Below are 24,277 nucleotides of genomic sequence, written 5' to 3' on the forward strand. Positions count from 1 at the left end.
GAGCCGGCGCGCCAGCAACGGGCCGCGGCGCAACCCGCGCGCCAGCCGCACGACGCGGCCCCGGCACCGGCGCGCAATCGCCGTCCCGCGCCGCAGGCCGCGCTGCTCGGCGGCAACCGCAAGCCGGCGCGCTGAGCGGGACAGGCTGACAACATGCACGCGTCCGACACCCCGGCCGACCCCGGCGTTCCCTACGCCGGCCTGACGCCGGAGCTGATGCTGGACGCGCTGGAAGGCGCTGGCCTGCGCCCCGACGGGCGCCTGCTGGCGCTCAACAGCTATGAGAACCGCGTCTGGCAGCTGGGCATCGAAGATGCCGCGCCGGTCATCGCCAAGTTCTACCGTCCGGGCCGCTGGACCGATGCGGCCATCCTGGAAGAACACGCCTTCGTGCAGCAGCTGGCCGATGCCGAGATCCCGGCCGTGCCGGCCATGGTGCTGGCACCGGGCGCGGCCGGCACGCTGCTGCATCACGCCGGCTTCCGTTTCGCGGTATTCCCCCGCTGCGGCGGCCGCGAGCCCGCGCTGGACCGTTCCGACACGCTGACCTGGCTCGGCCGCTTCATCGGCCGCATCCACGCGCTGGGGGCGACGCAGCCCTACCAGGCGCGCCCGGCGCTAAATCTTGAAACCTTCGGCGTTGTCCCACGCGACTGGCTGCTCGCCAGCGGCTGCATTCCCGCCGACCTGCTGCCCGCATGGCAATCGGTGACCGACCTGGCGCTGGACGGCGTGCGCTGCTGCTATGAGCGCGCCGGCGAGGTGCGCCTGCTGCGCACCCACGGCGACTGCCATCGCGGCAATGTGCTGTGGATCGGCGAGGACGACGCGCGCGGCGGCACTCATGGCGCACCGGGCCCGCATTTCGTTGACTTCGATGACAGCCGAATGGCGCCGGCGATCCAGGACATCTGGATGCTGCTCGAGGGCGACCGCGCGGCCATGCAGGACCAACTGGCCGACATCGTTGCCGGCTATGAGGACTTCGCCGAATTCCAGCCGCGCGAACTGTGGCTGGTGGAAGCGCTGCGCACGCTGCGGCTGCTCCATTACAGCGCCTGGCTCGCCAGCCGCTGGGCCGACCCGGCCTTTCCGGCCGCGTTCCCTTGGTTCGGCACGGCGCGCTACTGGCAGGATCGCATCCTGGAACTGCGCGAACAGGTGGCGCTGATGGACGAAGCGCCCCTGTGGGGCGCCTGAGGTCTACCGGTCGGCGCCGCCAGGGCGCCGGTTTTCCACTACTTTGCTCAACCCTTCTTTTCCGGCGCCTTGACCAGCAGCACCGGGCACTCGGCCTGCGCCAGCACGCGGCCTGCGACCGAACCGATCACCGCATCGAAGAACGAACCCCGGCCATGCGTGCCCATCACGATGGCTGCGGCGTCGACCGAGCGCGCACAGGCGACGATGCGCTCCGGCGCGAAGCCGTGCAGCGGGTGCCGCTCGAACGGCACCTTGGCTGCGGACAGAATCTCGCAGACCGTCGCCATGGCCTTGTCGCTGGCCTCCTTGTGCCAGTCATCGATGGTCTCCTTGCTGACAAAGGCGCGCACCTGGCCGCTTACTTCCGGCGCGACATGCACGACATGCACGGTGAAGCCGCTCTGCAGCAGCTTGCCTTCGGCGATAAAACGGGCCGCGGCGTCGCTGAAGGCCGAACCGTCGGTGGCGAGCACGATATTGGTCATGTTGGAAATCTCCTGGATGGGGGCTGTCGGCAGGCGGTGCACCATGAGGCGGCACCGCCATCTGGAACCATCATGGCACCTAGTGTCCTGCCAGGACCCGATTTAGATCAAGTCGGATCGGATTTATCCGATTTCGCCGTGCGATAGCCGGCCGGCTGACGGATTCCGTCAAGCCGGCTGAAGCATTTGGCCATTGCCCCGTCAACGCCGTGGCGCGTAGCATGCTCCCGAGCCCCGCGGCAGGCATTGGCACGCCCGCGCTGCCGCAGGCACAGCCCATCCCATACCAATTCAATGCAAGCTGTCCCCCGGCCATGGCCCGGGCGGGCGGCGATTCCGGAGACGACGATCATGAGTGAGCGTGGCAACCTGCTGCCCCTGCGCGGTATCAAGGTAGTGGAATTCGAAGGCATCGGCCCCGGCCCGTTGTGCGGTGCGATGCTGGCCGGCCTGGGCGCCGAGGTCACGCTGGTGACCCGGCCGGTCGCGCCGGATGCCCGCCGCATCCTGCGCGGCCAGCCCGTGCCGCCTGAGATGGAGCTGGAGCACGGCAAGCGCGTGGTGCAACTGAACCTGAAGTCTGCGGACGACGTGGCCGCCGCGCTGGACCTGGTGGCCGGCGCCGACGCGCTGATCGAAGGGCTGCGCCCGGGAGCGATGGAGCGCCTCGGCCTGGGCCCGAAGGCGTGCCATGCACGCAATCCGCGCCTGGTCTACGGGCGCATGACCGGCTGGGGCCAGACCGGCCCGCTGTCGCAGAGCGCCGGCCACGACCTCAACTACATCGCGCTGACCGGCCTCTTGTCGATGGCCGCGCGCGAGGGCGAGCTGCCGATGGTGCCGCCGACCGTGATGGGCGATGCCACCGGCGCGCTTGGCCTGGCATTCGGCATCACCAGCGCCATCCTGAGCGCGCGCGCAAGCGGCGAGGGCTGCGTGGTGGATGCGGCCATCACCGATATCGTCGCCATGCTGGGCTCGCTGGTGCAGGTGTCGCGCGCAGCCGGCACGCTGGGCGGCCCGCAACCGAGCCCCTTCCACGATTCGCCGTTCTATGACGTCTTCCCTTGTGCCGACGGCCGCGCCATCACGCTGGGCGCGCTCGAGCCGCAGTTCTACCGCGAGCTGCTCGAGCGGCTCGAACTGACCGACATCGACCCCGCCACGCAGTATGACCGCGCCCAGTGGCCCGCGGTGAAGGCACGCATTGCCGCTTGCATCGCAGGCAAGCCCAGCACCCACTGGGAGGCGGTGCTGGGCGGCACCGACGTGTGCTTTGCACGCGTGCTGACCCTGGACGAGGCCGCGCGCCATCCGCACAACCAGGCACGCGGCACGTATCGGCTGTACCAGCAGGGCGAGCGCGAGGTGCCGCGTTCGGCGCCGGCGCCGCGCTTCCTGCCCGCGGGCATGGAATGACCTTGGGGCCGCGGCACCGATGCTGCGGCCGCTCGAATCGGCTTGATCGGTTCGGCTACCATGCGGCATCCACCCAAACCGGAGACCCATGCCATGGCCGAACCCAGCCAACTTCCCGCCTACACTCCCACGCCGGCCTTCGAGGCCGGTCTTGACGTGCGCACCGAAGTGCTCGGCCCCGAGCACGTCCGGCGCGCGCTGGACGCCGCCGCACAGCAGGGCGACACCAGCCTGCAGCAACTGGTGACGGAGTTCGCCTGGGGCACGGTCTGGACCCGCGACGGCCTGGACCGCAAGCAGCGCAGCCTGGCCACGGTGTCGATGCTGATTGCGCTGAACCGGCCGCAGGAGCTGGCCGGCCACCTGCGCGGCGCGCTCGCCAATGGCGTTACGCCGCAGGAACTGCGCGAACTGATGGTGCACAGCGCGGTCTACTGCGGGTTCCCCGCGGCGCTGGATGCCAGCCGCAAGCTGACTGAAGTCCTCGACGCTGCCAACGGGTAACGCCGACCGCGGCATCGATACGAAAACAGCCATGCAGAAGAGTCTGACTCTGATGCAGATTTTGCCGCATCTGCGCGGCGAGGATTCGGCGCATCAGGATCTCTCCGGCCCCTTAACCTTGGCACCAGGCCAAGCCATGCAAGTCGTTAAGGAGCCTCAAATTGCATCTCGCGCTGATCGTCGATGAACCCTCCCGGTTCCGCACCACGCTGTCCGCTGAAATCCGCGCTGAGTTGGGCGCCGGTGAAGTACTGGAAATGGACGGCATGCAGGAAGCATTCCGGCTGGTCCGCGAGCAACGGCCGGGGCTGGTGCTGGTCGATATCGAGTGCTTCGGCAATCCCGGCATCGACTTTGTCCGGCGCGTCTCGGCGACGCAGCCCGCCGTGCCCTTGCTGGTACTGTCCGACAGCGACGCCACCCTGGCGTCGGTGCGGGCGCTGCGCGCCGGCGCCCATGGCTTCGTGGTCAAGCAGCGTGGGCTGGCCGAGGTGATGCAGGCCGTACGCGGCGTGCTCAGCGGCTACCTGGTATTTCCCATGCATACGCTGGAAACCGTGCGCCAGATCGGCGAGCAGCGGGAATCCGGCTTTGCGCGGCTGAGCAACCGCGAGATCACCATCCTGCAATACCTGGCGCGCGGCCATTCCAACAAGTCGATCGCGGCGCAACTGCTGATCAGCAGCAAGACGGTCAGCACGCACAAGGCCAACATCATGGCCAAGCTCAATGTCGGCTCCCTGGTCGAAATGGTGGACTACGCGCGGCGGCATCAGCTGGTGTGGTAACGCGCACCCCGGGCGGCTTGCGGCACCATGCCGCCATCGCGGGTAGACTGTTGGCGTGTGTGACGAATCCGAACTTTTCGCCCGATGCCACCGACCCTGAATGCCGCCGCACGCCGCCTGGGCGCTGTCGTGCTTGCCTGTGCCGCCGCATGCCTGGCCACGCCTGCCTTCGCCAACGAACCGATGTGGTTTGCGCAGGGCCGACCGGTGCCGGCGGCCCGCCAGGCCGTCGATGCGCTGGCCGCGGCCGCGGCCGACGGCCTCGACCCGCGCGACTACGATGCCGACGCCTTGCGCCAGGCCGTGGCCCAGGCCGCCAGCGGGCCAGCATTGCCGCCGGACGCGGCCGCACGCGTGGACGCGGCGCTGAGCGCCGCGATGGAGCGGATGCTGGCAGACCTGCACGGCGGGCGCGTCAACCCGCGCGCGGTCCATGCCAACTTTGCCCCGCAGGCGGAACGGCCCTTCGATGCCGCCGTCTGGCTGCGCGATGCCGTCAAGCAGCAGCGGCTGCCCGCCGCCATCCGCCAGGCAGCGCCCACCTTCCCGCTCTACGGCACGCTGCGGGACGCCCTGGCGCGGTACCGCGAGATCGCGAAGCAGCCGGTCTGGGGGCAGCCGCTGCCACCGTTGCCGGCGAGCAAGCTGACGCCGGGCCAGCCCTGGGCCGGTGCCGCGGCGCTGGCTGCACGCCTGGTTGCGCTGGGCGACCTGCCCGCCGGCACCCAGGTGCCGGCCCGCTACGAAGGCGCCCTGGTCGACGGCGTCAAGGCGTTCCAGTCGCGCCACGGCCTGGAGGCCGACGGCGTGATCGGCGCGGCCACGCTGGCACAACTCAACCCGCCCATCGCCAGCCGTGTGCGGCAAATCGAACTGACCATGGAGCGGCTGCGCTGGACGCCGCTGGACGGTCCGCGCATGATCGTGGTCAATGTGCCGGAGTTCATGCTGCGCGCCTATGAGATCCGCGACGGCAAGCTCGACATCAAGCTCGAGATGAAGGTGATCGTCGGCAAGGCACTGGATACGCGCACGCCGCTGTTCGAGGAGGATATGCGCTACATCGAGTTCAGCCCGTACTGGAACATCCCGCCCTCGATCGCGCGCCGCGAGACCGTGCCGCACCTGCGCAGCGATCCGGCCTATTTCAACCGGCAGGGCCTGGAGTTCGTTACCGGCGACGGCAAGGCCGTGACCACGCTGTCCGAGGAAAATCTCGAAGCAGTGCTGAATGGCCGCATGCGCATCCGCCAGCGGCCAGGCCCGCTGAACGCGCTGGGCGATATCAAGTTTGTGTTTCCCAACAACGAGAACATCTACCTGCACCACACGCCCTCGCCGCAGCTGTTCAAGCGCGGCCGGCGCGACTTCAGCCACGGCTGCATCCGCGTGGAATCCCCAGTAGCGTTGGCCCAGTTCGTGTTGCACGATATGCCGGACTGGAACGAAACCCGTATCCGCGAAGCGATGACGCGTGGCAAGTCCAATACGGTGCGCCTGGAGCAGCCCTTGCCGGTGGTGCTGGCCTACGGCACGGTCATTGCGCGCGCCGATGGTCGTGTATCCTTCTTGCCTGACATTTACGGTCACGACAAACTGCTGGACAAGGCACTGCGGCAACGCAACGGACGGCCCCAGCAACCAGCTATCGCAAGCGCCTCCGGCACCACCCGCTGAGGCGCCACTGGGACATTCAGAGGAAGTACCATGACTGATGCGACGCGCAAGGCACGCCGCCGCTTTCTTCATACCACCGGAGGCCTGGCCCTCGCCGCCAGCCTGATGCCGCTGGCACCGCGCCAGGCGCTGGCAAACCTGCCTGCAAACCAGGCCCTGGCAGGCCTGCCGGACGCCCGCACGCTGGCTTTCGACCACACCCATACCGGCGAACGCGTGTCGCTGGTCTATGCCGTTGGCGACCGCTTCGTGCCCGACGCGCTGACTACGCTCAACGGCTTCCTGCGTGACCATTACTCCGGCAAGGTCGGCATGATCGATCCGCAGCTGTTCGACCTCCTGTTCCAGGTCCGCCGCGAGCTTGGCACCGAGCAGCCGTTCCAGGTCATTTCCGGCTACCGCAGCCCGGCCACCAACTCGCGCCTGCGCAACTCGCGCGGCGGCGGCGTGGCCAGGCACAGCCTGCACATGGACGGCAAGGCCATCGACATCCGCCTGGCCGGCGTGCCGCTGGCGGACGTGCGCGACGCGGCCAAGTCATTGCAGGGCGGGGGCGTCGGCTTCTATGAGTCTGACCAGTTCGTGCACATCGATACCGGGCGCGTGCGTTACTGGTAGGCGTTGTCCGTGGCCGCCCGTGATGGGCGGCTCGCTTGCGCGCCCTGGTAATGACCCAAAGAAAAAAGCCGCGAACCCTTACGGGATCGAGGCTTTTAAAATGGATAGTAGCGAATCAGGGATTTGTCCCCATAATCAACCGCGATCGGTCGCCCGCAACCTCTCGATCGCGAGTCAAAAGTGCGCGGCTGGTACGTCGGCCCGCTACAATGCTAGCCAAGGCATGTGCCCGCGTGTGTGCATGGCTCCTCTTTCCTCGCCATGGGATTGCATCAATTGAACGATTTTCTACCGCGCCGCCTTAAAGCCAAAGCTCCGCCGATAAAGATTCAAGGCATCAAAACAAAGCTGGTTCCGTGGATTGCTGACGCCATCAGTTGGAGTGGACGCGGACGGTGGATTGAACCATTCTTGGGCTCGGGCGCTGTCGCGTTGAATATTGCCCCTCCTCGTGCCCTTCTTTGCGACACAAATGAGCACGTAATTCGCTTCTATAGCGCGATTCAGAGCGGGGAAATTTCCGCTGCGTCTGCCCGTCACTTTTTGGAGCAAGAAGGGGGAAAGCTGCTTTCGATCGGCGAGGAGCATTTTTACGCGATACGCGAGCGATTCAATCAGCGTAAGGGTGCTCTCGATCTGCTTTTTCTGAATCGTTCATGTTTCAACGGAATCATGAGATTCAACAAGAAGGGGGCGTTCAACGTACCGTTTTGCAGAAAACCAGAGCGATTCCGTCAAGCTCTCGTAACAAAAATCTGTAATCAAATCGCATGGGCGCAAAAAACCATGCATGGCAAAGATTGGCAATTCAAATGTCAGCCGTGGCGAGAGACCCTGGGAGATGCGCGTTCGGACGACTTTGTTTACCTGGATCCTCCATACTTCGGGCGCCATACTGATTACTACAATCAGTGGTCTGAAAGCGAAGCCGATGAGCTTTCCCACGCGATTAAAGCTTTGCCAGCTGGCTTCGCCTACTCAATGTGGAAGGGAAACAAATATCGGGAAAATAATCATCTGGCAGAACATTTTTCCGATTATCCAATGGAGACGTTCAGCCACTTCTATCACGTTGGCTCTACTGAAAGCCTGCGCGGTGAGATGGAAGAGGCTCTGATTATCAGCCCGCAGAATTTAGTGGATGAGTCGCGCCGACTTTCGCCCCCCGATCTGACTGAGGACGAAAGTGACGCCGAAATTGAGCAAAGGGAACTGTTCCCTGCCTAGATCGTCCTGCCGCGCCATGCGCGGTATTCGCTGATATTTTTGAACGTCGTACCTCGATCGGCTGCCGTGCGTCCGTAGTTGCGCCAATAATCCAAAAACTCGGCTTCATCGCGGAATGGACCATTGCCCGTCACAAATCGGTCCAGGCTTCCAGTGATGCTGCCGATGTTTGTGGTGTTGCCGCTACCCGCGCGGTCACTCGCAATACGCCATTTTTCCTGAACGAACACCCGGACATTTCGGTAAGGAAGTGGAATGTCTTTAATTTGATCGAGCGAGTAGACGGCATGCTCCGCTGCCTTTTTTTCGGCCACGCGTTCATATACGTAGCCGATTACCCAGTGCTCGGAGTAATCGGTGAAGGGAAATACTATGTTCTTGCGTTCATTGCCGGGGCGAATGAACGAGGTATAGCCTCCAAGCGTGAATCCGAAGGTGTCAGTTGGGCGGATGATATATGTAGTCTTAACGTCGACTGCGATCTTTCCTCCGCTGGCAGCATCTCGGCACAGAGTGAAATCAGGGTAATGATTTTGAACGGTCGGTTCAATTAGGTGAAATCCGTGTTCTGACGCCATTTCAAGCATCAACGGGCGCGTGAACAGTTCAAAAATGGTACTCAGGACCTTGGTATCGCTGCCAAGGGGGTAGACAGTTCCGTCGAGCCCCACAGCCCCACCAATCGCATATTTGTGAGTGTTTGCCGCGAGTTTCGCCTGAAGGGCTTCTCCGAAATTCACTTCCTGCTCCTCCTGAAATGGAAGTGTAACTTTATCGTATCGAAGGTGCTTGGTCGATAGGGTTTATTGTGTTCTGCTGATTATCCTGTTTCAGGAGGGCTGGGGAGATGCTGACCCCGAAGCTGGCCGTGTGTCGTTCTGGGAACTCCCCCCTGCGAGTCTGCACGTCCCCGACGCTGGATTGTGCCTCTCCGCTTTGACGCGTTTACTGGTCTGGTCGTGGGCTCTCGCATTCGACGCCAGAGTCTGCAACCGGATCAGATTTTCAGGCTATCTATTTTTGGCAGCAGATCCGCCGAGGTGGCAAAGGAATTTTCAATAGCAGGCGGCGCGCGATCGGCGAGGTGGTGTGCGGGGACGGGAGGGCTTGTGAGCGCCGTCGGGATGGCGGTATTGGCCGCTTCTTGCTCGTTTGGCCCGGCTTGGACGTGGACTCGCCTGGGCCGGCAGAACTCATCGAAGTCGATGGACGTGGTCCGGTCAACAATCTATGCCTCGTCCGGCTTGGCTTTCATCTCGCGCGCAATCCAAAGCAAAAAGCCGCGTTCTCTTGCGAGAACGCGGCTTTTCAAATAAATGGTGGCGAATCAGGGACTCGAACCCCGGACCTGCGGATTATGATTCCGTCGCTCTAACCGACTGAGCTAATTCGCCAACGAAGACTAAGATTATACCTGGGCTTTCGTTGCTGTCAACACCTTCGCGTGAAGATTTTGCACGAAGGGCCCATGCATAAAAAAACGGCAGGCCGGTGGGCCTGCCGTTTCCGTTAGTGCCGGACGACCGCTCAGTCGTTGGCGTAGATGTTCACGTCCTTGGTCTCGCGGATGAACAGCGCGCCGATCACGAAGGTGATGGCTGCGATGATGATCGGGTACCAGAGCCCGTAGTAGATGTTGCCGTTCTGGGCCACCAGCGCGAACGAGATGGTGGGCAGCAGGCCGCCGAACCAGCCGTTGCCGATATGGTAGGGCAGCGACATCGAGGTGTAGCGGATGCGGGTCGGGAACAGCTCCACCAGCATGGCGGCGATCGGGCCGTACACCATGGTGACGTAGATCACCAGGATGACCAGGATCACCAGCACCATGATCGTGTTCATCTGTGCCGGGTCGGCCTTGGTCGGGTAGCCGGCGGAGGCCATCGATTCACCCACCTCCTTCTTGAACGCCGCGATCTGCTTCTTGCTGGCGTCGTCGAAGCTGTGGCCGTTCACCAGCTGCGCGTCGAAGGCCTTGATCTCCTTGTCGCCGATCTTCACCGTGGCCACGGTGCCGGCCGGGGCCTCGACCACTTCATAGCTGGCCGATGCCTGGGCCAGCGTGCGCTTGGCGATGTCGCAGGAGCTGCGGAAGTCGATCTCTCGGGCGATCGGGCTGCCCTGGAACGAGCACTGCTTCGGGTCGGCGGTGACCACGATCTGGGCGCTCTGCTGGGCGCGCTCCAGCGCCGGGTTGGCGTAGTGGGTCATGGCCTTGAACAGCGGGAAGTAGGTCAGCACGGCCAGCGCGCAGCCCGCCATGATGATCCACTTGCGGCCGATCTTGTCCGACAGCGAGCCGAAGAAGATGAAGAACGGCGTGCCGAGCACCAGTGCGCCGGCGATCAGCAGGTTGGCCGTCTTGGCATCGACCTTGAGCACCTGGGTCAGGAAGAACAGCGCATAGAACTGGCCGGTGTACCAGACCACGGCCTGGCCAGCGGTCAGGCCGAGCAGGGCCAGGATCACGATCTTCAGGTTGCGCCACTGGCCGAAGGACTCGGTCAGCGGGGCCTTGGAGGTCTTGCCCTCTGCCTTCATGCGCTGGAACGCCGGCGATTCATTCATCGACAGGCGGATATACACCGACACGCCCAGCAGCAGGATCGACACCAGGAACGGGATGCGCCAGCCCCAGGTCTCGAAGTTGGGCCCGGTCATTTCGCGGCACAGCAGGATCACGATCAGCGACAGGAACAGGCCCAGCGTGGCCGTGGTCTGGATCCACGAGGTATAGGCGCCGCGCTTGCCGTGCGGTGCGTGCTCGGCCACGTAGGTGGCGGCACCGCCGTACTCGCCGCCGAGCGCCAGGCCCTGCAGCATGCGCAGTGCGATCAGGATGATCGGCGCGGCCCAGCCGATGGTGGCGTAGCCCGGCAGCAGGCCGACGATGAAGGTCGACAGGCCCATGAGCAGGATCGTCACCAGGAAGGTGTACTTGCGCCCGATCATGTCGCCCAGGCGGCCGAACACCAGCGCGCCGAACGGCCGCACGATAAAGCCGGCGGCGAATGCGAGCAGCGCGAAGATGAAGGCCGAGGTGGGATCCAGTCCGGCGAAGAACTGCTTGGCAATGATCGCCGCCAGCGAGCCGTAGAGATAAAAGTCGTACCACTCGAACACCGTGCCCAGCGATGAGGCAAAGATCACCTTGCGCTCTTCGGCTGTCATCGGTGCGTTCTGCGCGCCCCCTCCGGGCACCGCAACGTTTTGCACGTTTGCCATATTGTCTCCTCCGTCTGGAATGGATCTCGGGTGGGCGTGGCGCGGGAAAGACCGCGCGGCTGGCCGCTATGCCTGAGTTGCAGAGGATTGTGGGTGGCGAAACTTACTGCGTTCTGACAGAACGGGGGACGGAATCGTCAAAGAATATCGGGGTATACGCTAGCCGTGGGCGGGAGTTTGGATGCTGCGCTGCGGGGCGCAATTCACTTGTGTGGCTGAATGGCGCGCTTTGCAGGGGTGCGGCTATGCAGCATCGGTGCCTGTTCCACGCGAGGCGCCCTGCGAAGGCGCAGGGGCGGGCGCGGCCAGGCTGTCGGCGTCGGCTTCGCCGTCGGCGCGGTTCATGCGCCAGGCGTAGAGCGCGGCCATCAGCACGTAGACCACCAGCGCGCCTTGCGCGCCGACCCAGAACGAAAACGGCCAGCCAAAGAAGTCGAAGCGCAGGTCGCGCGCAAACCATGCCACCACGAAGGTGACGGTGAACCAGATCGCGAGCAGGCCGCAGATCCAGCGCAGGTTGCGCCGCCAGGCCTGGCGCTGGCGGGCTTCGGCACTGTCGGGGGCGGGGCTGTCGTTCATGCGGGCGGGAGGTAGTCGGGCCGGCGCAGCGTCACGCGGAAATGCGCGCCGGCCAGCCGTGGCGATTGCTGGTAGACGTGGTCGGAGATCTGGACGTCGCCGCCGTGCTGCTGCACGATCTCGCGCACGATGGCCAGGCCCAGGCCGCTGCCTTCGGTATTGGTGCCGAGCACGCGGTAGAAGCGCTCCATCACGCGCTCGCGCTCGGCCGGCGCAATGCCCGGGCCGGTGTCTTCCACATCCAGGTAGGCGAACGGCTCGAAGGCATCGGCGCTGACGCGCACCGTGGCGTGCCCGCCGCGCGGCGTGTAGCGGATGGCGTTGTCGAGCAGGTTGTTCAGCATCTCGGTCAGCATCAGGCGGTTGCCCTGCACCATCACCGGATGTTCGTCCGCGTCCAGCCCCAGGTCGATGTCGCGCGCCCAGGCCTGCGGCAGCCAGTCCTTGACCACCTCGCGCGCGAGCGCCGCCAGGTCCAGCGCGGCCATGCCGCCGGTGCCCGCCAGGTTTTCCATGCGTGCCAGCGACAGCAGCTGCGTGACCAGGTGCGCGGTGCGCTCAGAGCTGCCGGCGATCTGCGCCAGCGAGCGCCGCAGCTCTTCCGGCGACTGCTCTCGCTGCGCCAGCTCGGCCTGCATGCGCAGGCCCGCCAGCGGTGTCTTCATCTGATGCGCGGCATCGGCGATAAAGCGCTTCTGGGTCTGCACCGACTGGTCCAGGCGCGCCAGCAGGTCGTTGAACGAACCCACCAGCGGTGTGATCTCCTGCGGCGCGGCGCGTTCGTCGATCGGGCTGGTATCGCCGGGGTTGCGCGCGCGGATGCGCTGCTGGATCGCGGTCAGCGGCGCCAGCCCGCGCGACAGCCCGAACCACACCAGCACCACCGCCAGCGGCAGGATCACGAACTGCGGCAGGATCACGCCCTTGATGATCTCGTTGGCCAGGCGCGCGCGCTTGTCCAGGGTCTCGGCCACCTGCACCAGCACCGGCTGGGTGCCGCTGACCTGCTTCAGGTCGATATAGGTGTAGGCCACGCGCACGTCGTTGCCGGCCACGCGGTCATCGCGCAGGGACACCAGCCCCGCATGGCCCTGGTCTTCCTCGGATGGCAGCGGCAGGTCGTGGTCGCCGGCGATGTATTCGCCGCGCTTGCCGACCACCTGGTAGTAGATGCTGTCGGTCTCGTCGGCGCGCAGGATCTCGCGCGCCGACAGCGGCAGCTGCAGCGTAATGCGCCCGTTGACCTCGCGCACCTGCTGCGAAAGCACAATGGCGCTGGCTTCGAGCGCGCGGTCGAAGGGCCCGTTGGCGATCGACTTGGCCACCAGGTAAGTCACCGCGATGCTCATCGGCCAGAGCAGCAGCAGCGGCGCCAGCATCCAGTCGAGGATCTCGCCGAACAATGAGCGCGGCGACGGATGCGTGGTGCTTTCCTCCAGGTGCGGCAGCGCGTCGGCCAGGTCCTGGTCGGCGGCGTCCGGGCCCGGGGTGGCGGAAGGAGAGGGTGGCGCGGCGCGGGGCGCGCGCCGCCAGGGTAGTCGCAGCAGGCTCATCTCGGCGGTTTGCGCTCAGGTCGGTCGCTTGGCCTGCGGTGGCGTTGGACGGAGGTCAGTCGTGCGCGGCCACCGCCGGCTGGAATTTCTCCAGGCAGTAGCCAAGCCCGCGCACGGTGGCGATGCGGATGCCGCCGACTTCGATCTTCTTGCGCAGCCGGTGCACGTAGACCTCGATGGCGTTGTTGCTGACTTCCTCGCCCCACTCGCACAGGTGGTCCACCAGTTGCTCTTTCGATACCAGGCGGCCGCTGCGTGTGAGCAGGATCTCCAGCAACCCGATCTCGCGCGCGGACAGGTCCAGCATCTGGTCGTTGAGATAGGCGATGCGCCCGACCTGGTCGTAGGCCAGCGGCCCGTGCCGCATCAGCGTGGCGCCGCCGCCGGCGCCGCGCCGCACCAGCGCGCGCACGCGCGCTTCAAGCTCGGACAGGGCAAAGGGCTTGGCCATATAGTCGTCGGCGCCCAGGTCCAGGCCCTTGACGCGCTCGTCGACGCTGTCGGCGGCGGTCAGGATCAGCACCGGCAGCATGGCGCCGCGCGCGCGCAGGCGCTTGAGCACTTCCAGCCCGGACATGCGCGGCAGGCCCAGGTCCAGGATCAGCAGGTCGAAGGTCTGGGTCGACAGCGCGGAATCGGCTTCCAGGCCGTTGGTGACGTGGTCGACGGCATAACCCGAGTGGCGTAGCGAGCGCGTCAGGCCGTCGGCCAGCACGTCGTCATCTTCGGCGATCAGAATGCGCATGGTTGTCTCCACCCTGGCCGGCATAGCCGGCGCCGGCGGAATGGGGCGCGATGGGGCTTGCCAAGCATACTGTTTTTTTATACAGTACCCGCACGTTCCGCTGGGGCTGCCCGGGGAGACCCCCTGGAGAGCGGCCGCGCAGACAGCCGGGCCGGCGCTGGAGCCGGAAAATGCCGGTGCCGCGCCACATGCGGCCTATTTATACACCATTGATTCAAGGACGACCATGGACGACAAGAAGGCAGGTGCCGGCGTGAGCGCCGAGAAGCAGAAGGCGCTTGCCGCCGCGCTCTCCCAGATCGAGAAGCAGTTCGGCAAGGGCTCGATCATGCGCCTGGGCGACGGCGAGGTCGAGAAGGACATTCAGGTGGTATCCACCGGTTCGCTCGGCCTGGACATCGCGCTTGGCGTCGGCGGCCTGCCGCGCGGCCGCGTGGTCGAGATCTATGGTCCGGAATCGTCGGGCAAGACCACGCTGACGCTGCAGGTCGTGGCCGAGATGCAGAAGCTGGGCGGCACCTGCGCCTTTATCGACGCCGAGCACGCGCTGGACGTCAGCTACGCCAACAAGCTGGGCGTCAACGTCGGCGACCTGCTGATCTCGCAGCCGGACACCGGCGAACAGGCGCTGGAAATCACCGATGCGCTGGTGCGCTCGGGCTCGATCGACCTGATCGTGATCGACTCGGTGGCGGCGCTGGTGCCCAAGGCCGAAATCGAAGGCGAAATGGGCGATTCGCTGCCGGGCCTGCAGGCCCGCCTGATGAGCCAGGCGCTGCGCAAGCTGACCGGCACCATCAAGCGCACCAACTGCCTGGTGATCTTCATCAACCAGATCCGCATGAAGATCGGGGTGATGTTCGGCTCGCCGGAAACCACCACCGGCGGCAACGCGCTCAAGTTCTACGCCTCGGTGCGCCTGGATATCCGCCGCATCGGCTCGATCAAGAAGGGCGACGACGTGATCGGCAACGAGACCAAGGTCAAGGTGGTCAAGAACAAGGTCTCGCCGCCGTTCCGCGAAGCCTTCTTCGACATCCTGTACGGCCAGGGCATCTCGCGCCAGGGCGAGATCATCGACCTGGGCGTGGACGCCAAGATCGTCGAGAAGTCCGGCGCCTGGTACAGCTACAACGGCGACAAGATCGGCCAGGGCAAGGACAACGCGCGCGAATACCTGCGCGAGAACCCTGACATCGCCGCCGAGATTGAAAACAAGGTGCGCGCCGCGCTGGGCGTGGTGGCCATGAACCCCACGGCGGCTGCCACGCCGGTAGCGGTCGAAGACTGACCGCGCCAGCGGCCATTGCGCCATCAGGAAGGCCGGGGCATCGCCGATGCCCCGGCCTTTTTGCTTGGCGCGGACCCCTCCATCCACAGATTCCGGCAACCATGGCAACCCGTCCCCCGCTTTCGCTGAAGGCCCGCGCTGTCGGCTACCTGTCGCGCCGCGAGCACAGCCGCGCCGAACTGGCGCGCAAGCTGGCGCCGCATGCCGAGTCGGCCGAGCAGCTGGAGCAGTTGCTGGACGCGCTGGAGCGCGAGAACTGGCTGTCGAACCAGCGCTTTGCCGACAGCCTGGTGCACCGCCGCGGCGCCCGCTACGGCACCGCGCGCGTGATGCAGGAAGCCAAGACCCACAAGCTCGGCAGCGAGCAGCTGGGCGATCTGCAGGAGCGGCTGCGCGCCACGGAAGTGGCGCGCGCCCGTGAGGTCTGGCGCAAGCGCTTCGGCACCCCGCCGGACACGCCCGAGGCGCGGGCCAAGCAGATCCGCTTCATGGTGGCGCGCGGGTTTTCGCGTTCGGTCGTCAGCAAGATCATCCAGGGTGCGGACGAAGACTACGGCGACGACGGTGGCGAGGCCTGATGCGCCATGGTCGGCCGACAATCCCGCTGCGACAGTTGCTGCACAAGGATGTTCCCGGCCAAAGCGGCGCGGCATGTTAAACTCCCCCGGTTTTCGGTGCTCCGGCACCGCCGTTCCCCAGCCCCCCGTATTTCCAGCCTGGCCATGCCTCTGTCCCAGCCCGTCAACCGCTCCCAGCGTCACCGTCGCGCCATTACGGCCGAGGCGTACCAGAGAGAGGACGGCTTGTGGGACATCGAGGTGCGCCTGACCGACACCAAGCCTCGCGACATCGAACTGGCCGGCGACCGCGTCCGCCCGGTAGGCCAGCCCCTGCACGACCTGTGGCTGCGCGTCACCATCAATGAGGAAATGACGGTGCTGGATGCCGAGGCCTGCTCGGACTGGGTGCCGTATCCGTCCCATTGCGACACGATCGGCCCGGCTTACCGCAAGCTGATCGGCCTGAACCTGCGCAAGGGCTTTCGCAAGGCTGTGCGCGAGCGCCTCGGCGGCATGCATGGTTGCTCGCACCTGACCGAGGCCGCTGGCGTGCTGCCCAGCACGGCGATCCAGGCCTTTGCCGGTGAAGTCATCAATATCCGCGACAACGGCGAGGACGACCCGAATCCGGAGCCGCCCTATCAGTTGAACGGCTGCCACGCCCTGCGTTTCGATGGCGAGGTGGTTCGTCAGTTTTACCCGCGCTGGTATGGTCACCAGCCGACGCCCAAGGTACGGGCCGAGGCAGCACCTGCCGTCGCAACTGCGCCTCAGGCGCCGCCCGCGGCCAATGGCGACCGCGGCAATGATGGCAACGACGCTGTCCCAGCCGAGCGGCCGACCGGCACCTCCGGCTGATTCTCAGGATTGGCCAGCCAGACGAGAGAGTTCGTCTTCTTTCAGATTCTTCCCTTCTACCTTTTACGCCTACCCGAAAGGAAACACGCATGAATATCCATGAGTATCAAGGCAAGGAAATCCTGCGCAAATACAATGTGCCGGTTCCGCGCGGCATCCCCGCGTTTTCGGTTGACGAGGCCCTGAAGGCCGCAGAAACGCTCGGCGGCCCGGTGTGGGTCGTCAAGGCCCAGATTCATGCGGGTGGCCGCGGCAAGGGCGGCGGCGTGAAGGTTGCCAAGAGCATCGACGACGTCAAGACCTACGCCTCGAACATCCTGGGCATGCAGCTGGTCACGCACCAGACCGGCCCGGAAGGCAAGAAGGTCAACCGCCTGCTGATCGAAGAAGGCGCCGACATCAAGAAGGAACTGTACGTTTCGCTGGTGGTGGACCGTGTTTCGCAGAAGGTCGCGCTGATGGCCTCGAGCGAAGGCGGCATGGACATCGAAGAAGTCGCTGCCCACAGCCCGGAAAAGATCCACACCCTGATCATCGAGCCGTCGATCGGCCTGACCGACGCTGAAGCCGACGACATCGCCCGCAAGATCGGCGTGCCCGACGCGAGCGTGGCGCAAGCCCGCCAGGCCCTGCAAGGCCTGTACAAGGCGTTCTATGAAACCGACGCTTCGCTGGCCGAAATCAACCCGCTGATCCTGACCGGCGACGGCAAGGTCATCGCGCTGGACGCCAAGTTCAACTTCGACTCGAACGCGCTGTTCCGTCACCCGGAAATCGTCGCCTACCGCGACCTGGATGAAGAAGACGCCAACGAAATCGAAGCCTCGAAGTTCGACCTGGCCTACATCTCGCTGGACGGCAACATCGGCTGCCTGGTGAACGGCGCCGGCCTGGCCATGGCCACCATGGACACCATCAAGCTGTTCGGCGGCGAGCCGGCCAACTTCCTCGACGTGGGCGGCGGTGCCACCACCGAGAAGGTGACCGAAGCCTTCAAGCTGATGCTGAGCAACCCGAACGTGGAGGCCATCCTGGTCAACATCTTCGGCGGCATCATGCGTTGCGACGTGATCGCCGAAGGCGTGATCTCCGCTTCCAAGGCCGTGCACCTGACGGTGCCGCTGGTCGTGCGCATGAAGGGCACCAACGAAGACCTCGGCAAGAAGATGCTGGCCGACTCGGGCCTGCCCATCATCTCGGCCGACACGATGGAAGAAGCCGCCCAGAAGGTGGTGGCCGCTGCCGCTGGCAAGTAAGCCGTCGCACGAACGCAACCATACGCGAACGCGAGCGGTGCGCAGGCGCTCCCTTGAGCCCCTGTGCGCGCCGCTCGTAGCCAAGCAAAGGATTACAGCATGTCGATTCTGATCAACAAAGACACCAAGGTCATCACCCAGGGCATCACCGGCAAGACCGGCCAGTTCCACACCCGTGGCTGCCGCGACTACGCCAACGGCAAGAACGCCTTCGTAGCAGGCGTGAACCCGAAGAAGGCCGGCGAAGACTTCGAAGGCATTCCCATCTACGCCAGCGTCAAGGACGCCAAGGCCCAGACCGGCGCCACCGTGTCGGTCATCTACGTGCCGCCCGCAGGCGCTGCTGCCGCGATCTGGGAAGCCGTTGAGGCCGACCTGGACCTGGTGGTCTGCATCACCGAAGGCATCCCCGTGCGCGACATGATGGAAGTCAAGGACCGCATGCGCCGCGAGAACAAGAAGACCCTGCTGCTGGGACCGAACTGCCCGGGCCTGATCACGCCGGACGAAATCAAGATCGGCATCATGCCGGGCCATATCCACAAGAAAGGCCGCATCGGCGTGGTGTCGCGCTCGGGCACGCTGACGTACGAAGCCGTGGGCCAGCTGACCGCGCTGGGCCTGGGCCAGTCGTCGGCTGTCGGCATCGGTGGCGACCCCATCAACGGCCTGAAGCACATCGACGTGATGAAGATGTTCAACGACGATCCGGAAACGGACGCCGTGGTCATGATCGGTGAGATCGGCGGTCCGGACGAAGCCAACGCGGCCAACTGGATCAAGGACAACATGAAGAAGCCGGTGGTTGGCTTCATCGCTGGCGTGACCGCGCCTCCGGGCAAGCGCATGGGCCACGCCGGCGCGCTGATCTCGGGCGGTGCCGATACCGCCCAGGCCAAGCTGGAAATCATGGAAGCCTGCGGTATCAAGGTGACCAAGAACCCGTCGGAGATGGGCCGCCTGCTGAAGGCAATGCTGTAAGTTGTACCTCCTCATTCCCGCTAGCGCGGGGATGAAGAACCAGACAATGCCCCCGCCCGTGCGGGGGCATTGTCGTTCTGGAGGACGGTTCGGCGTGGCTTCCGGCACGAAACATTACAAGATTGAAATCTAATCGAAAGGTTCGTGCGGTAAACAGTCATGTCCGTGTTTCGAGACATCCGAAATCCCGTCAGATGACGGGTGTGCCACCTATAAAATTCGAGGAGCCCTCCCGTGGAACTGCTGTCTTCCACCACTTTCTGGATTGCGTTGGGATCGATCATCCTGACCAATATCGTCCTGTCCGGCGACAACGCGGTGGTGATCGCGCTCGCCTCGCGCAACCTGCCGCCCGCCCAGCAGAAGAAAGCCATCTTCTGGGGCAGCGCCGCCGCCATCATCATGCGCGTGGTGCTGACCGTGGCCGCGGTCAAGCTGCTGAGCCTGCCGTACCTGAAGATCGTCGGCGCCGTGCTGCTGGTCTACATCGGCGTGCAACTGCTGACCGGCGATGACGACGAGGAAGGCCACGACGGCAAGGACAATATCTGGGCCGCGATCCGCACCATCCTGATCGCGGACCTGGTGATGTCGCTCGACAACGTGGTGGCCGTGGCCGCCGCCGCGCAGAAGGGCCCTGAGGGCAGCCAGCTGATGCTGCTGATCATCGGCCTGGGCCTGTCGATCCCGCTGATCGTGTTCGGCAGCACGCTGCTGCTCAAGGTCATGGAGCGCTTCCCGGTCATCATCGTGCTGGGCGCCGCGCTGCTGGGCTACCTGGCCGGTGAAATGCTGGTCAGCGACCCGGTCGACGCCGCCTGGTTCGAAGTCCACGTGCCGCACGCCCACCTGGTATTCGGCGCCGCCGGCGCGATCCTGGTGGTGATCATGGGCAAGCTGCTGAGCCGCCGGTCGGCGCAGGCCGCCTGACGAGGTTCCTCCCAGGCGAGAAGGGCGGCCAGCTGGCCGCCCTTTTTCGTTGGCGCGCCGGCAAGGCGGTCGTCGGTGCCTTGGCCAACTAACTCATGTGAGTGATCGCACATTTTGTCGCTTCGCGCCGTGGTAGCGAGCGCAAGTGACAAATTTTGGCGCATACGGCATGCATCCCCCTGACGGGTGACGAAATTTGTCGCTTTTCACCCCCTGCGGATGGGGGATGCCGCTGGCACGCTTACTGCTCAATGGTCCCCGCGTCACGAAACCGAAGACGTGCAACGCTCAACCAAAATCTCTTCGAGGGGTCAAATCATGCAACGGGTACAACAACTGAAGAAACTGGGCCGTCGGGTTCAGAAGGGCTTTACGCTGATTGAACTGATGATCGTGGTGGCGATCATTGGTATTTTGGCGGCAATTGCAATTCCCGCATACCAGGATTACGTTGCAAAGAGCAAGGCTGCAGCGGCTTATGCAGATATTGCGGGTGGTAAGACCAACTATGAACTCGGGGTAGTCAATAGCACGGCGCTGGCTGTTCCTGGCGACATTGGACTCGGGGTTTCGTCGGGTAACTGCACCACCATTGCGATTAATGCGCCCATTGCCGATGGTTCGACACCGGCTGCGAACCCCGCAATTCAGTGCACGATCTCTTCCCCGGGTCGGATCGGTGCCGCTCCTACTATTCAGCTCGTTCGGACTGCTACTGGCCTGTACAACTGCACGACTACAGGCTTCGGCGCTGCGGCGTACAAGCCGACCGGTTGCTCCTGATGGTTACAGGGCCAAGCGCCTTGTGATATTGCTTTGGGAAGCGCCTTCGGGCGCTTTTTCTTCGCCTGTACCACGGCTATCATGCGCCTTTCCCTTTAACCAGGCGCCCAAATGCCCCTGTCCAAGTTCTTCCTTTCGTCGGCTTCCCTTGGCACAGCTATAGTTTGCGCGCTGCTGGTCTCCCGCCACACCCTGCCACTGGCCACCTTCTATGGCGAATGGACAGCCGCGCTCTGTGCCGCGGCAGTGCTGGCGATTTATGCTGTTCGCTGTTCTGCTACCTCCCCCTCTATACGACTGCCTTGGGTGCTTCTGCTTTGCCTCTGGCTAGTCGCTGTAAGCCTGGTGCAGGATGCATTCGGGTATGCTGACACCACTGGCAGCCGCCTGATCACCATCCTCACACTGCTCCTCGGCGCAGTGGTGGCCTGTGCGGCCTGGTCGTGCCGAAACACGCGAGATTCAGGGACATTGTATATCGGCGATGCCCTCGCCACGGCCTTCCTCATCGCCGGCCTGCTGGGCACCCTCACGCAATGGGTGCAACTCTTCCACCTCGAACCCCGCGCCTTCGGCCTCGTCTCCACCTACTTCTACGACAATAACCGCCGCCTCTGGGGCAACCTGAACCAACCCAACCACCAGGCCACCGTCGAAGGCCTGGCGTTGGTGGCGTCAGTATGGCTGGCCTCGCGGGGCCGCTTGCGTTTCCCGATGTGGCTCGCGGCGGTGGCCTTGCTGGAGGGCGGCATTGTGCTGTCCGGTTCGCGAACCGGCGTGCTGCATGTTGGCCTGGCTGCGGTCTATGCACTGGTCGCGGCATGGCTGGCGCGAGGCGCTCGACGTGACTCGGATCCAATGCAGCGACCAGTCGGTCTGCTCGTCGCAGCAGTAGCGATGGTGGCAATGCTACTGATCCTGCAACCCGCAATCCGCGCAGCAGGGCAAGCCTTCGACTGGCGCCTGTTCGACACCATCGCCCAACTCGAAGCCGAAGACCAGATGTCCGCGCGCGGCGCGCTGTGGACCCACGCGCTGGCAATGTTCCGCTCCCACCCCTGGTTCGGCGTCGGCTGGGGCGAGTTCGGCTGGGCCCAATTCCAGCAAATGCAGCAAGTCGGCGTGAAGGTGGAGATGTCCCTGCACGCCCACAACGCGATCCTCGACCTGCTGGCGAAGACGGGCATCGTCGGCACCGCCGGCGTAGGCCTGATCCTGCTGGCGTGGCTATGGCGCGTCGTTCGCGTTCGCTTGTGGCACGGCGATAGCGAAGAGCGCAAGCAGACCGTGCTGGTTCTCACCTGGCTGGCGATGCTGTGCGCGCATTCGATGCTCGAATACCCGCTGCATTATCTCTATTTCTTCCTGCCGTTCTGCTTCATGCTCGGCTGGCTGGAGCCGTCGGGTTTCGGGCGGTGGCGTGTGCCGATGCCAGTGGCACGTGGGCTGGCGATCGCGTTTGTCGTGGTAGCCGCGATCGTGCTGGCCACCATGTGGCAAGACTACCGCCGCGCCGAAGCGCGCGAATACGCCAGCAGCGAAGGCCGCAGCGCCTTGCCGATGCCGCGCTTCTGGTTCCGCCAGCACGCGCAGGCCGATGCTGCCGGCCTGGCCACGATTACGCCGGCCAATGCGGCCGAGTTGTTGCCCGCCCACATCGCCGCCGTCCACCTGCTGCCTACGCCGACCATGATCGCGCGCACCGCATGGCTGCTGGCGCTGACCGGCGATCCTGCGCAAGGCCGCCAGTGGATGGAACGGCTGCGCTGGTACTACCTTGGCGATGAAGTTGCGCAATACGCCGAGATTGCGAAGGCATGCCGCGATCTGGCAGCAGACCAACGCCCGCAGGGATTCTGCGCATGGGTCGGCGACCGTTCGCGTCGGTACTCCGAATGGCCCCGGGACTGACCTAGTAGTACGGGTACGGGCTGTAGTAGACCGGCGGCGGAGGCGGCGGATAGTAGTAGTACCGAGGTGCCGGCGGCGCAGCGGCTACGCGTCCGGGGGCCGGCACGCGGTTGCCGCTGGCGTACATGCACTGAACGTAGGCGGCATCGTATTGCTGTTGCGTGCCGTAACCCGCGTACTGGGCATTGCCAGCGCCGACCGCCGCGCCAGTCAGCAGGCCGACGCCTGCACCCACCGCCGCACCCGAACCGCCATTAAAGGCCGCGCCCGCGGCAGCGCCGAGGGCGGTGCCGACCACCGCGCTGCCGACGGCCGCATTGTTGGCGGCCTGCGCGGACGAGACACCGCCCACCCGCCCGAAGGCGAACTGGCGGCAGTTGTAGTCGTCGGCGCGGAACTGGTCGAAGCTCTTGCCGGTGCCCGGCAGCACCATCACGCTGGGGCCGGCAGGCATCACGGCGCAGGCGCCGAGGGTCAGGGTGGCCACGGCCAGCGTGGCGCGGGTCAGGGCATGCATGGTGTCACCCCGCATCAGAAGTTGGCCGGCGGCTGTGCCGGTATGCGTTGCCAGCCGCCGGGGCAGGACTGCACATAGGGGTAGTAGCCTTCGGGCTGGTTGCAGTGGTACCACCAGCCCTGCTGCGGCGCTACGCCGTCCGGGCCGGGGACCGGCACGGGGCCGTTCGGACCCTGTTCGATATACTGCGGCGGCGCCGCGGGTGCGGTGACCACGGCGGGCGGGTAGTAGTACGGGGCGGGGTAGCCATACGGGTAGCCGCCGTAGAACACGCCGGGCCCGAAATAGAGGCCCACGCCGACGCTTGTGCGCGTCTTGATGAAGCCGCCGCGTGCGTCGCTATCGTGTAAAGCGGTATCGGGGAAATCGGCCCGCCCGGCGAGGGCGGCGCCGCTTGCGGCCGTGGCCGCGAGTGCCAGGGCGATCTGGCAGAGCATGCGCCCGTTCATGGTATCCACCTCATCCCCGCGCGCACCGCATGGCACGCCACGGACAGGGTCAGCAGGCCCCAACCAGCGCGGGGCCTGCAATCATATTGAATACCAAATTGTCCCGCGCCGGCGCCACGGCGGCCCGGCTGGAAATGCGGCGTTACCTTTATTACCGGGGAACGACCCTGGCGTAAGACATCGTGACACAGCCCATCGCGGCGCGTGTTGCAGGCGTCACGTGCGGAGGTCAGCCGGCCGCGACCCAATCCCCTGACTTGCCCCCATGCTTTTCCAGCAACTTCACATTGCCGATCACCATGCCGCGGTCCACTGCCTTGCACATGTCGTAGATCGTCAGCAGCGCCACCTGCACGCCGGTCAGCGCTTCCATCTCCACGCCGGTCTGGCCGCGGGTTTCGGTGCGCACGGTGCAGGCGACGGTGGCGGTGGCCTCGTCCAGCGCGAACTCGACCGCCACCTTGGTCAGGCCGATCGGGTGGCATAGCGGGATCAGGTCGGCGGTGCGCTTGGTGGCCATGATCGCTGCCACGCGGGCGATGCCGATCACGTCGCCTTTCTTGGCGCTGCCGTCGCGCACCAGCGCGAAGGTGGCGGGCTGCATGGTGATGGTGCCGGTGGCCACGGCGACGCGGTGGGTGCTGGCCTTGTCGCCGACGTCGACCATGTGGGCCTGTCCGGCGGTATCGAAATGGGTGAGCTGGGTCATGATCGAGAG

24 protein-coding genes, 1 tRNA gene and 1 pseudogene are annotated in these 24,277 nt (G+C 65.1%); 16 read left to right on the top strand and 10 right to left on the bottom strand.

The window, feature by feature from the left end; all coding sequences use genetic code 11:
• The first annotated feature begins 153 nt into the window (after positions 1-153).
• Positions 154-1,200, top strand: a complete 1,047-nt coding sequence (locus tag AC3WLF_RS28705) for a serine/threonine protein kinase (protein ID WP_492355807.1) — start codon at positions 154-156, stop codon at positions 1,198-1,200.
• Between the two features lie 47 nt (positions 1,201-1,247).
• Here AC3WLF_RS28705 and AC3WLF_RS28710 read toward each other — a convergent pair whose 3' ends face one another.
• Positions 1,248-1,688, bottom strand: coding sequence for a universal stress protein (locus AC3WLF_RS28710; RefSeq protein WP_492351635.1), 441 nt, complete (start codon positions 1,686-1,688; stop codon positions 1,248-1,250).
• 351 nt (positions 1,689-2,039) lie between these two features.
• On the opposite strand from AC3WLF_RS28710, the gene AC3WLF_RS28715 reads away from it, so the two are divergent.
• The 6 genes from AC3WLF_RS28715 (at position 2,040) to AC3WLF_RS28740 (ending at position 7,921) form a co-directional block, all read left to right on the top strand.
• Positions 2,040-3,107 carry a CaiB/BaiF CoA transferase family protein gene (locus AC3WLF_RS28715; protein ID WP_492317654.1) on the top strand — a complete coding sequence of 356 codons (1,068 nt, stop codon included), beginning with the start codon at positions 2,040-2,042 and terminating at the stop codon, positions 3,105-3,107.
• 93 nt (positions 3,108-3,200) lie between these two features.
• Complete coding sequence (locus AC3WLF_RS28720) at positions 3,201-3,611, top strand: carboxymuconolactone decarboxylase family protein (protein WP_492317653.1); 411 nt, start codon at positions 3,201-3,203, stop codon at positions 3,609-3,611.
• A gap of 161 nt (positions 3,612-3,772) precedes the next feature.
• Entirely contained in the window at positions 3,773-4,399 is a 627-nt protein-coding gene (locus AC3WLF_RS28725; RefSeq protein ID WP_492317652.1) for a LuxR C-terminal-related transcriptional regulator, read from the top strand.
• An 84-nt stretch (positions 4,400-4,483) separates the two neighbouring features.
• Positions 4,484-6,076, top strand: a complete 1,593-nt coding sequence (locus AC3WLF_RS28730) for a L,D-transpeptidase family protein (protein ID WP_492351634.1) — start codon at positions 4,484-4,486, stop codon at positions 6,074-6,076.
• Between the two features lie 30 nt (positions 6,077-6,106).
• The gene (mepK, locus tag AC3WLF_RS28735) at positions 6,107-6,694 is read left to right on the top strand and encodes a peptidoglycan L,D-endopeptidase MepK (RefSeq protein WP_492355806.1); all 588 of its coding nucleotides are present in this window, start codon (positions 6,107-6,109) and stop codon (positions 6,692-6,694) included.
• Positions 6,695-6,970: 276 nt separating this feature from the next.
• The gene (locus AC3WLF_RS28740) at positions 6,971-7,921 is read left to right on the top strand and encodes a DNA adenine methylase (protein WP_492355805.1); all 951 of its coding nucleotides are present in this window, start codon (positions 6,971-6,973) and stop codon (positions 7,919-7,921) included.
• Here the strand turns inward: AC3WLF_RS28740 and AC3WLF_RS28745 are convergent.
• From AC3WLF_RS28745 to AC3WLF_RS28770, 6 genes are all read right to left on the bottom strand, one after another.
• On the bottom strand, positions 7,918-8,661 hold the full coding sequence (locus AC3WLF_RS28745) for a type II restriction endonuclease (RefSeq protein WP_492355804.1): 744 nt from the start codon (positions 8,659-8,661) through the stop codon (positions 7,918-7,920). The two genes, AC3WLF_RS28740 and AC3WLF_RS28745, sit on opposite strands and share 4 nt — an antisense overlap.
• A 577-nt stretch (positions 8,662-9,238) precedes the next feature.
• Positions 9,239-9,315 (bottom strand) — tRNA-Met (locus tag AC3WLF_RS28750).
• 133 nt (positions 9,316-9,448) lie between these two features.
• The gene (locus AC3WLF_RS28755; RefSeq protein WP_492317649.1) at positions 9,449-11,146 is read right to left on the bottom strand and encodes an MFS transporter; all 1,698 of its coding nucleotides are present in this window, start codon (positions 11,144-11,146) and stop codon (positions 9,449-9,451) included.
• A 243-nt stretch (positions 11,147-11,389) separates the two neighbouring features.
• Positions 11,390-11,725, bottom strand: coding sequence for a DUF4212 domain-containing protein (locus tag AC3WLF_RS28760; RefSeq protein WP_010812225.1), 336 nt, complete (start codon positions 11,723-11,725; stop codon positions 11,390-11,392).
• Positions 11,722-13,278 (bottom strand): sensor histidine kinase, encoded by a 1,557-nt coding sequence (locus tag AC3WLF_RS28765; RefSeq protein WP_492359144.1) that lies wholly within the window; start codon positions 13,276-13,278, stop codon positions 11,722-11,724. Before AC3WLF_RS28765 ends, AC3WLF_RS28760 begins: the two co-directional genes overlap by 4 nt.
• Positions 13,279-13,333: 55 nt before the next feature.
• Positions 13,334-14,023 carry a response regulator gene (locus AC3WLF_RS28770; protein WP_456803113.1) on the bottom strand — a complete coding sequence of 230 codons (690 nt, stop codon included), beginning with the start codon at positions 14,021-14,023 and terminating at the stop codon, positions 13,334-13,336.
• A gap of 226 nt (positions 14,024-14,249) precedes the next feature.
• On the opposite strand from AC3WLF_RS28770, the gene recA reads away from it, so the two are divergent.
• From recA to AC3WLF_RS28815, 9 genes and pseudogenes are all read left to right on the top strand, one after another.
• The gene (recA, locus tag AC3WLF_RS28775) at positions 14,250-15,314 is read left to right on the top strand and encodes a recombinase RecA (RefSeq protein ID WP_492351631.1); all 1,065 of its coding nucleotides are present in this window, start codon (positions 14,250-14,252) and stop codon (positions 15,312-15,314) included.
• 101 nt (positions 15,315-15,415) lie between these two features.
• On the top strand, positions 15,416-15,892 hold the full coding sequence (gene recX, locus AC3WLF_RS28780; protein ID WP_492317645.1) for a recombination regulator RecX: 477 nt from the start codon (positions 15,416-15,418) through the stop codon (positions 15,890-15,892).
• Positions 15,893-16,036: 144 nt separating this feature from the next.
• Complete coding sequence (locus tag AC3WLF_RS28785; RefSeq protein WP_011614567.1) at positions 16,037-16,732, top strand: DUF2889 domain-containing protein; 696 nt, start codon at positions 16,037-16,039, stop codon at positions 16,730-16,732.
• A gap of 89 nt (positions 16,733-16,821) precedes the next feature.
• Positions 16,822-17,988, top strand: coding sequence for an ADP-forming succinate--CoA ligase subunit beta (gene sucC / locus AC3WLF_RS28790; RefSeq protein WP_492359145.1), 1,167 nt, complete (start codon positions 16,822-16,824; stop codon positions 17,986-17,988).
• Positions 17,989-18,087: 99 nt separating this feature from the next.
• Complete coding sequence (sucD, locus tag AC3WLF_RS28795) at positions 18,088-18,969, top strand: succinate--CoA ligase subunit alpha (RefSeq protein ID WP_492359146.1); 882 nt, start codon at positions 18,088-18,090, stop codon at positions 18,967-18,969.
• Between the two features lie 234 nt (positions 18,970-19,203).
• Positions 19,204-19,899, top strand: coding sequence for a TerC family protein (locus tag AC3WLF_RS28800; protein WP_058698367.1), 696 nt, complete (start codon positions 19,204-19,206; stop codon positions 19,897-19,899).
• Positions 19,900-20,217: 318 nt separating this feature from the next.
• Positions 20,218-20,362 (top strand): annotated as a pseudogene (locus AC3WLF_RS28805) (prepilin-type N-terminal cleavage/methylation domain-containing protein); the annotation flags it as partial.
• A gap of 23 nt (positions 20,363-20,385) precedes the next feature.
• Complete coding sequence (locus tag AC3WLF_RS28810) at positions 20,386-20,682, top strand: pilin (RefSeq protein WP_492317689.1); 297 nt, start codon at positions 20,386-20,388, stop codon at positions 20,680-20,682.
• 111 nt (positions 20,683-20,793) lie between these two features.
• A complete protein-coding gene (locus AC3WLF_RS28815) occupies positions 20,794-22,593 on the top strand; it encodes a PglL family O-oligosaccharyltransferase (protein WP_492359147.1) in 1,800 nt (599 codons plus the stop codon).
• A 1-nt stretch (position 22,594) separates the two neighbouring features.
• Here the strand turns inward: AC3WLF_RS28815 and AC3WLF_RS28820 are convergent, their stop codons facing one another.
• From AC3WLF_RS28820 to moaC, 3 genes are all read right to left on the bottom strand, one after another.
• Positions 22,595-23,110: a hypothetical protein gene (locus tag AC3WLF_RS28820; protein WP_492351627.1), complete on the bottom strand. Its 516-nt coding sequence runs from the start codon at positions 23,108-23,110 to the stop codon at positions 22,595-22,597.
• Positions 23,111-23,124: 14 nt separating this feature from the next.
• Positions 23,125-23,559 carry a hypothetical protein gene (locus tag AC3WLF_RS28825; protein ID WP_492351626.1) on the bottom strand — a complete coding sequence of 145 codons (435 nt, stop codon included), beginning with the start codon at positions 23,557-23,559 and terminating at the stop codon, positions 23,125-23,127.
• A gap of 229 nt (positions 23,560-23,788) precedes the next feature.
• Positions 23,789-24,268: a cyclic pyranopterin monophosphate synthase MoaC gene (moaC, locus tag AC3WLF_RS28830; protein ID WP_035816150.1), complete on the bottom strand. Its 480-nt coding sequence runs from the start codon at positions 24,266-24,268 to the stop codon at positions 23,789-23,791.
• Positions 24,269-24,277 lie beyond the last annotated feature (9 nt).

Source organism: Cupriavidus sp. FW306-01-F10A (genome assembly GCF_058782785.1).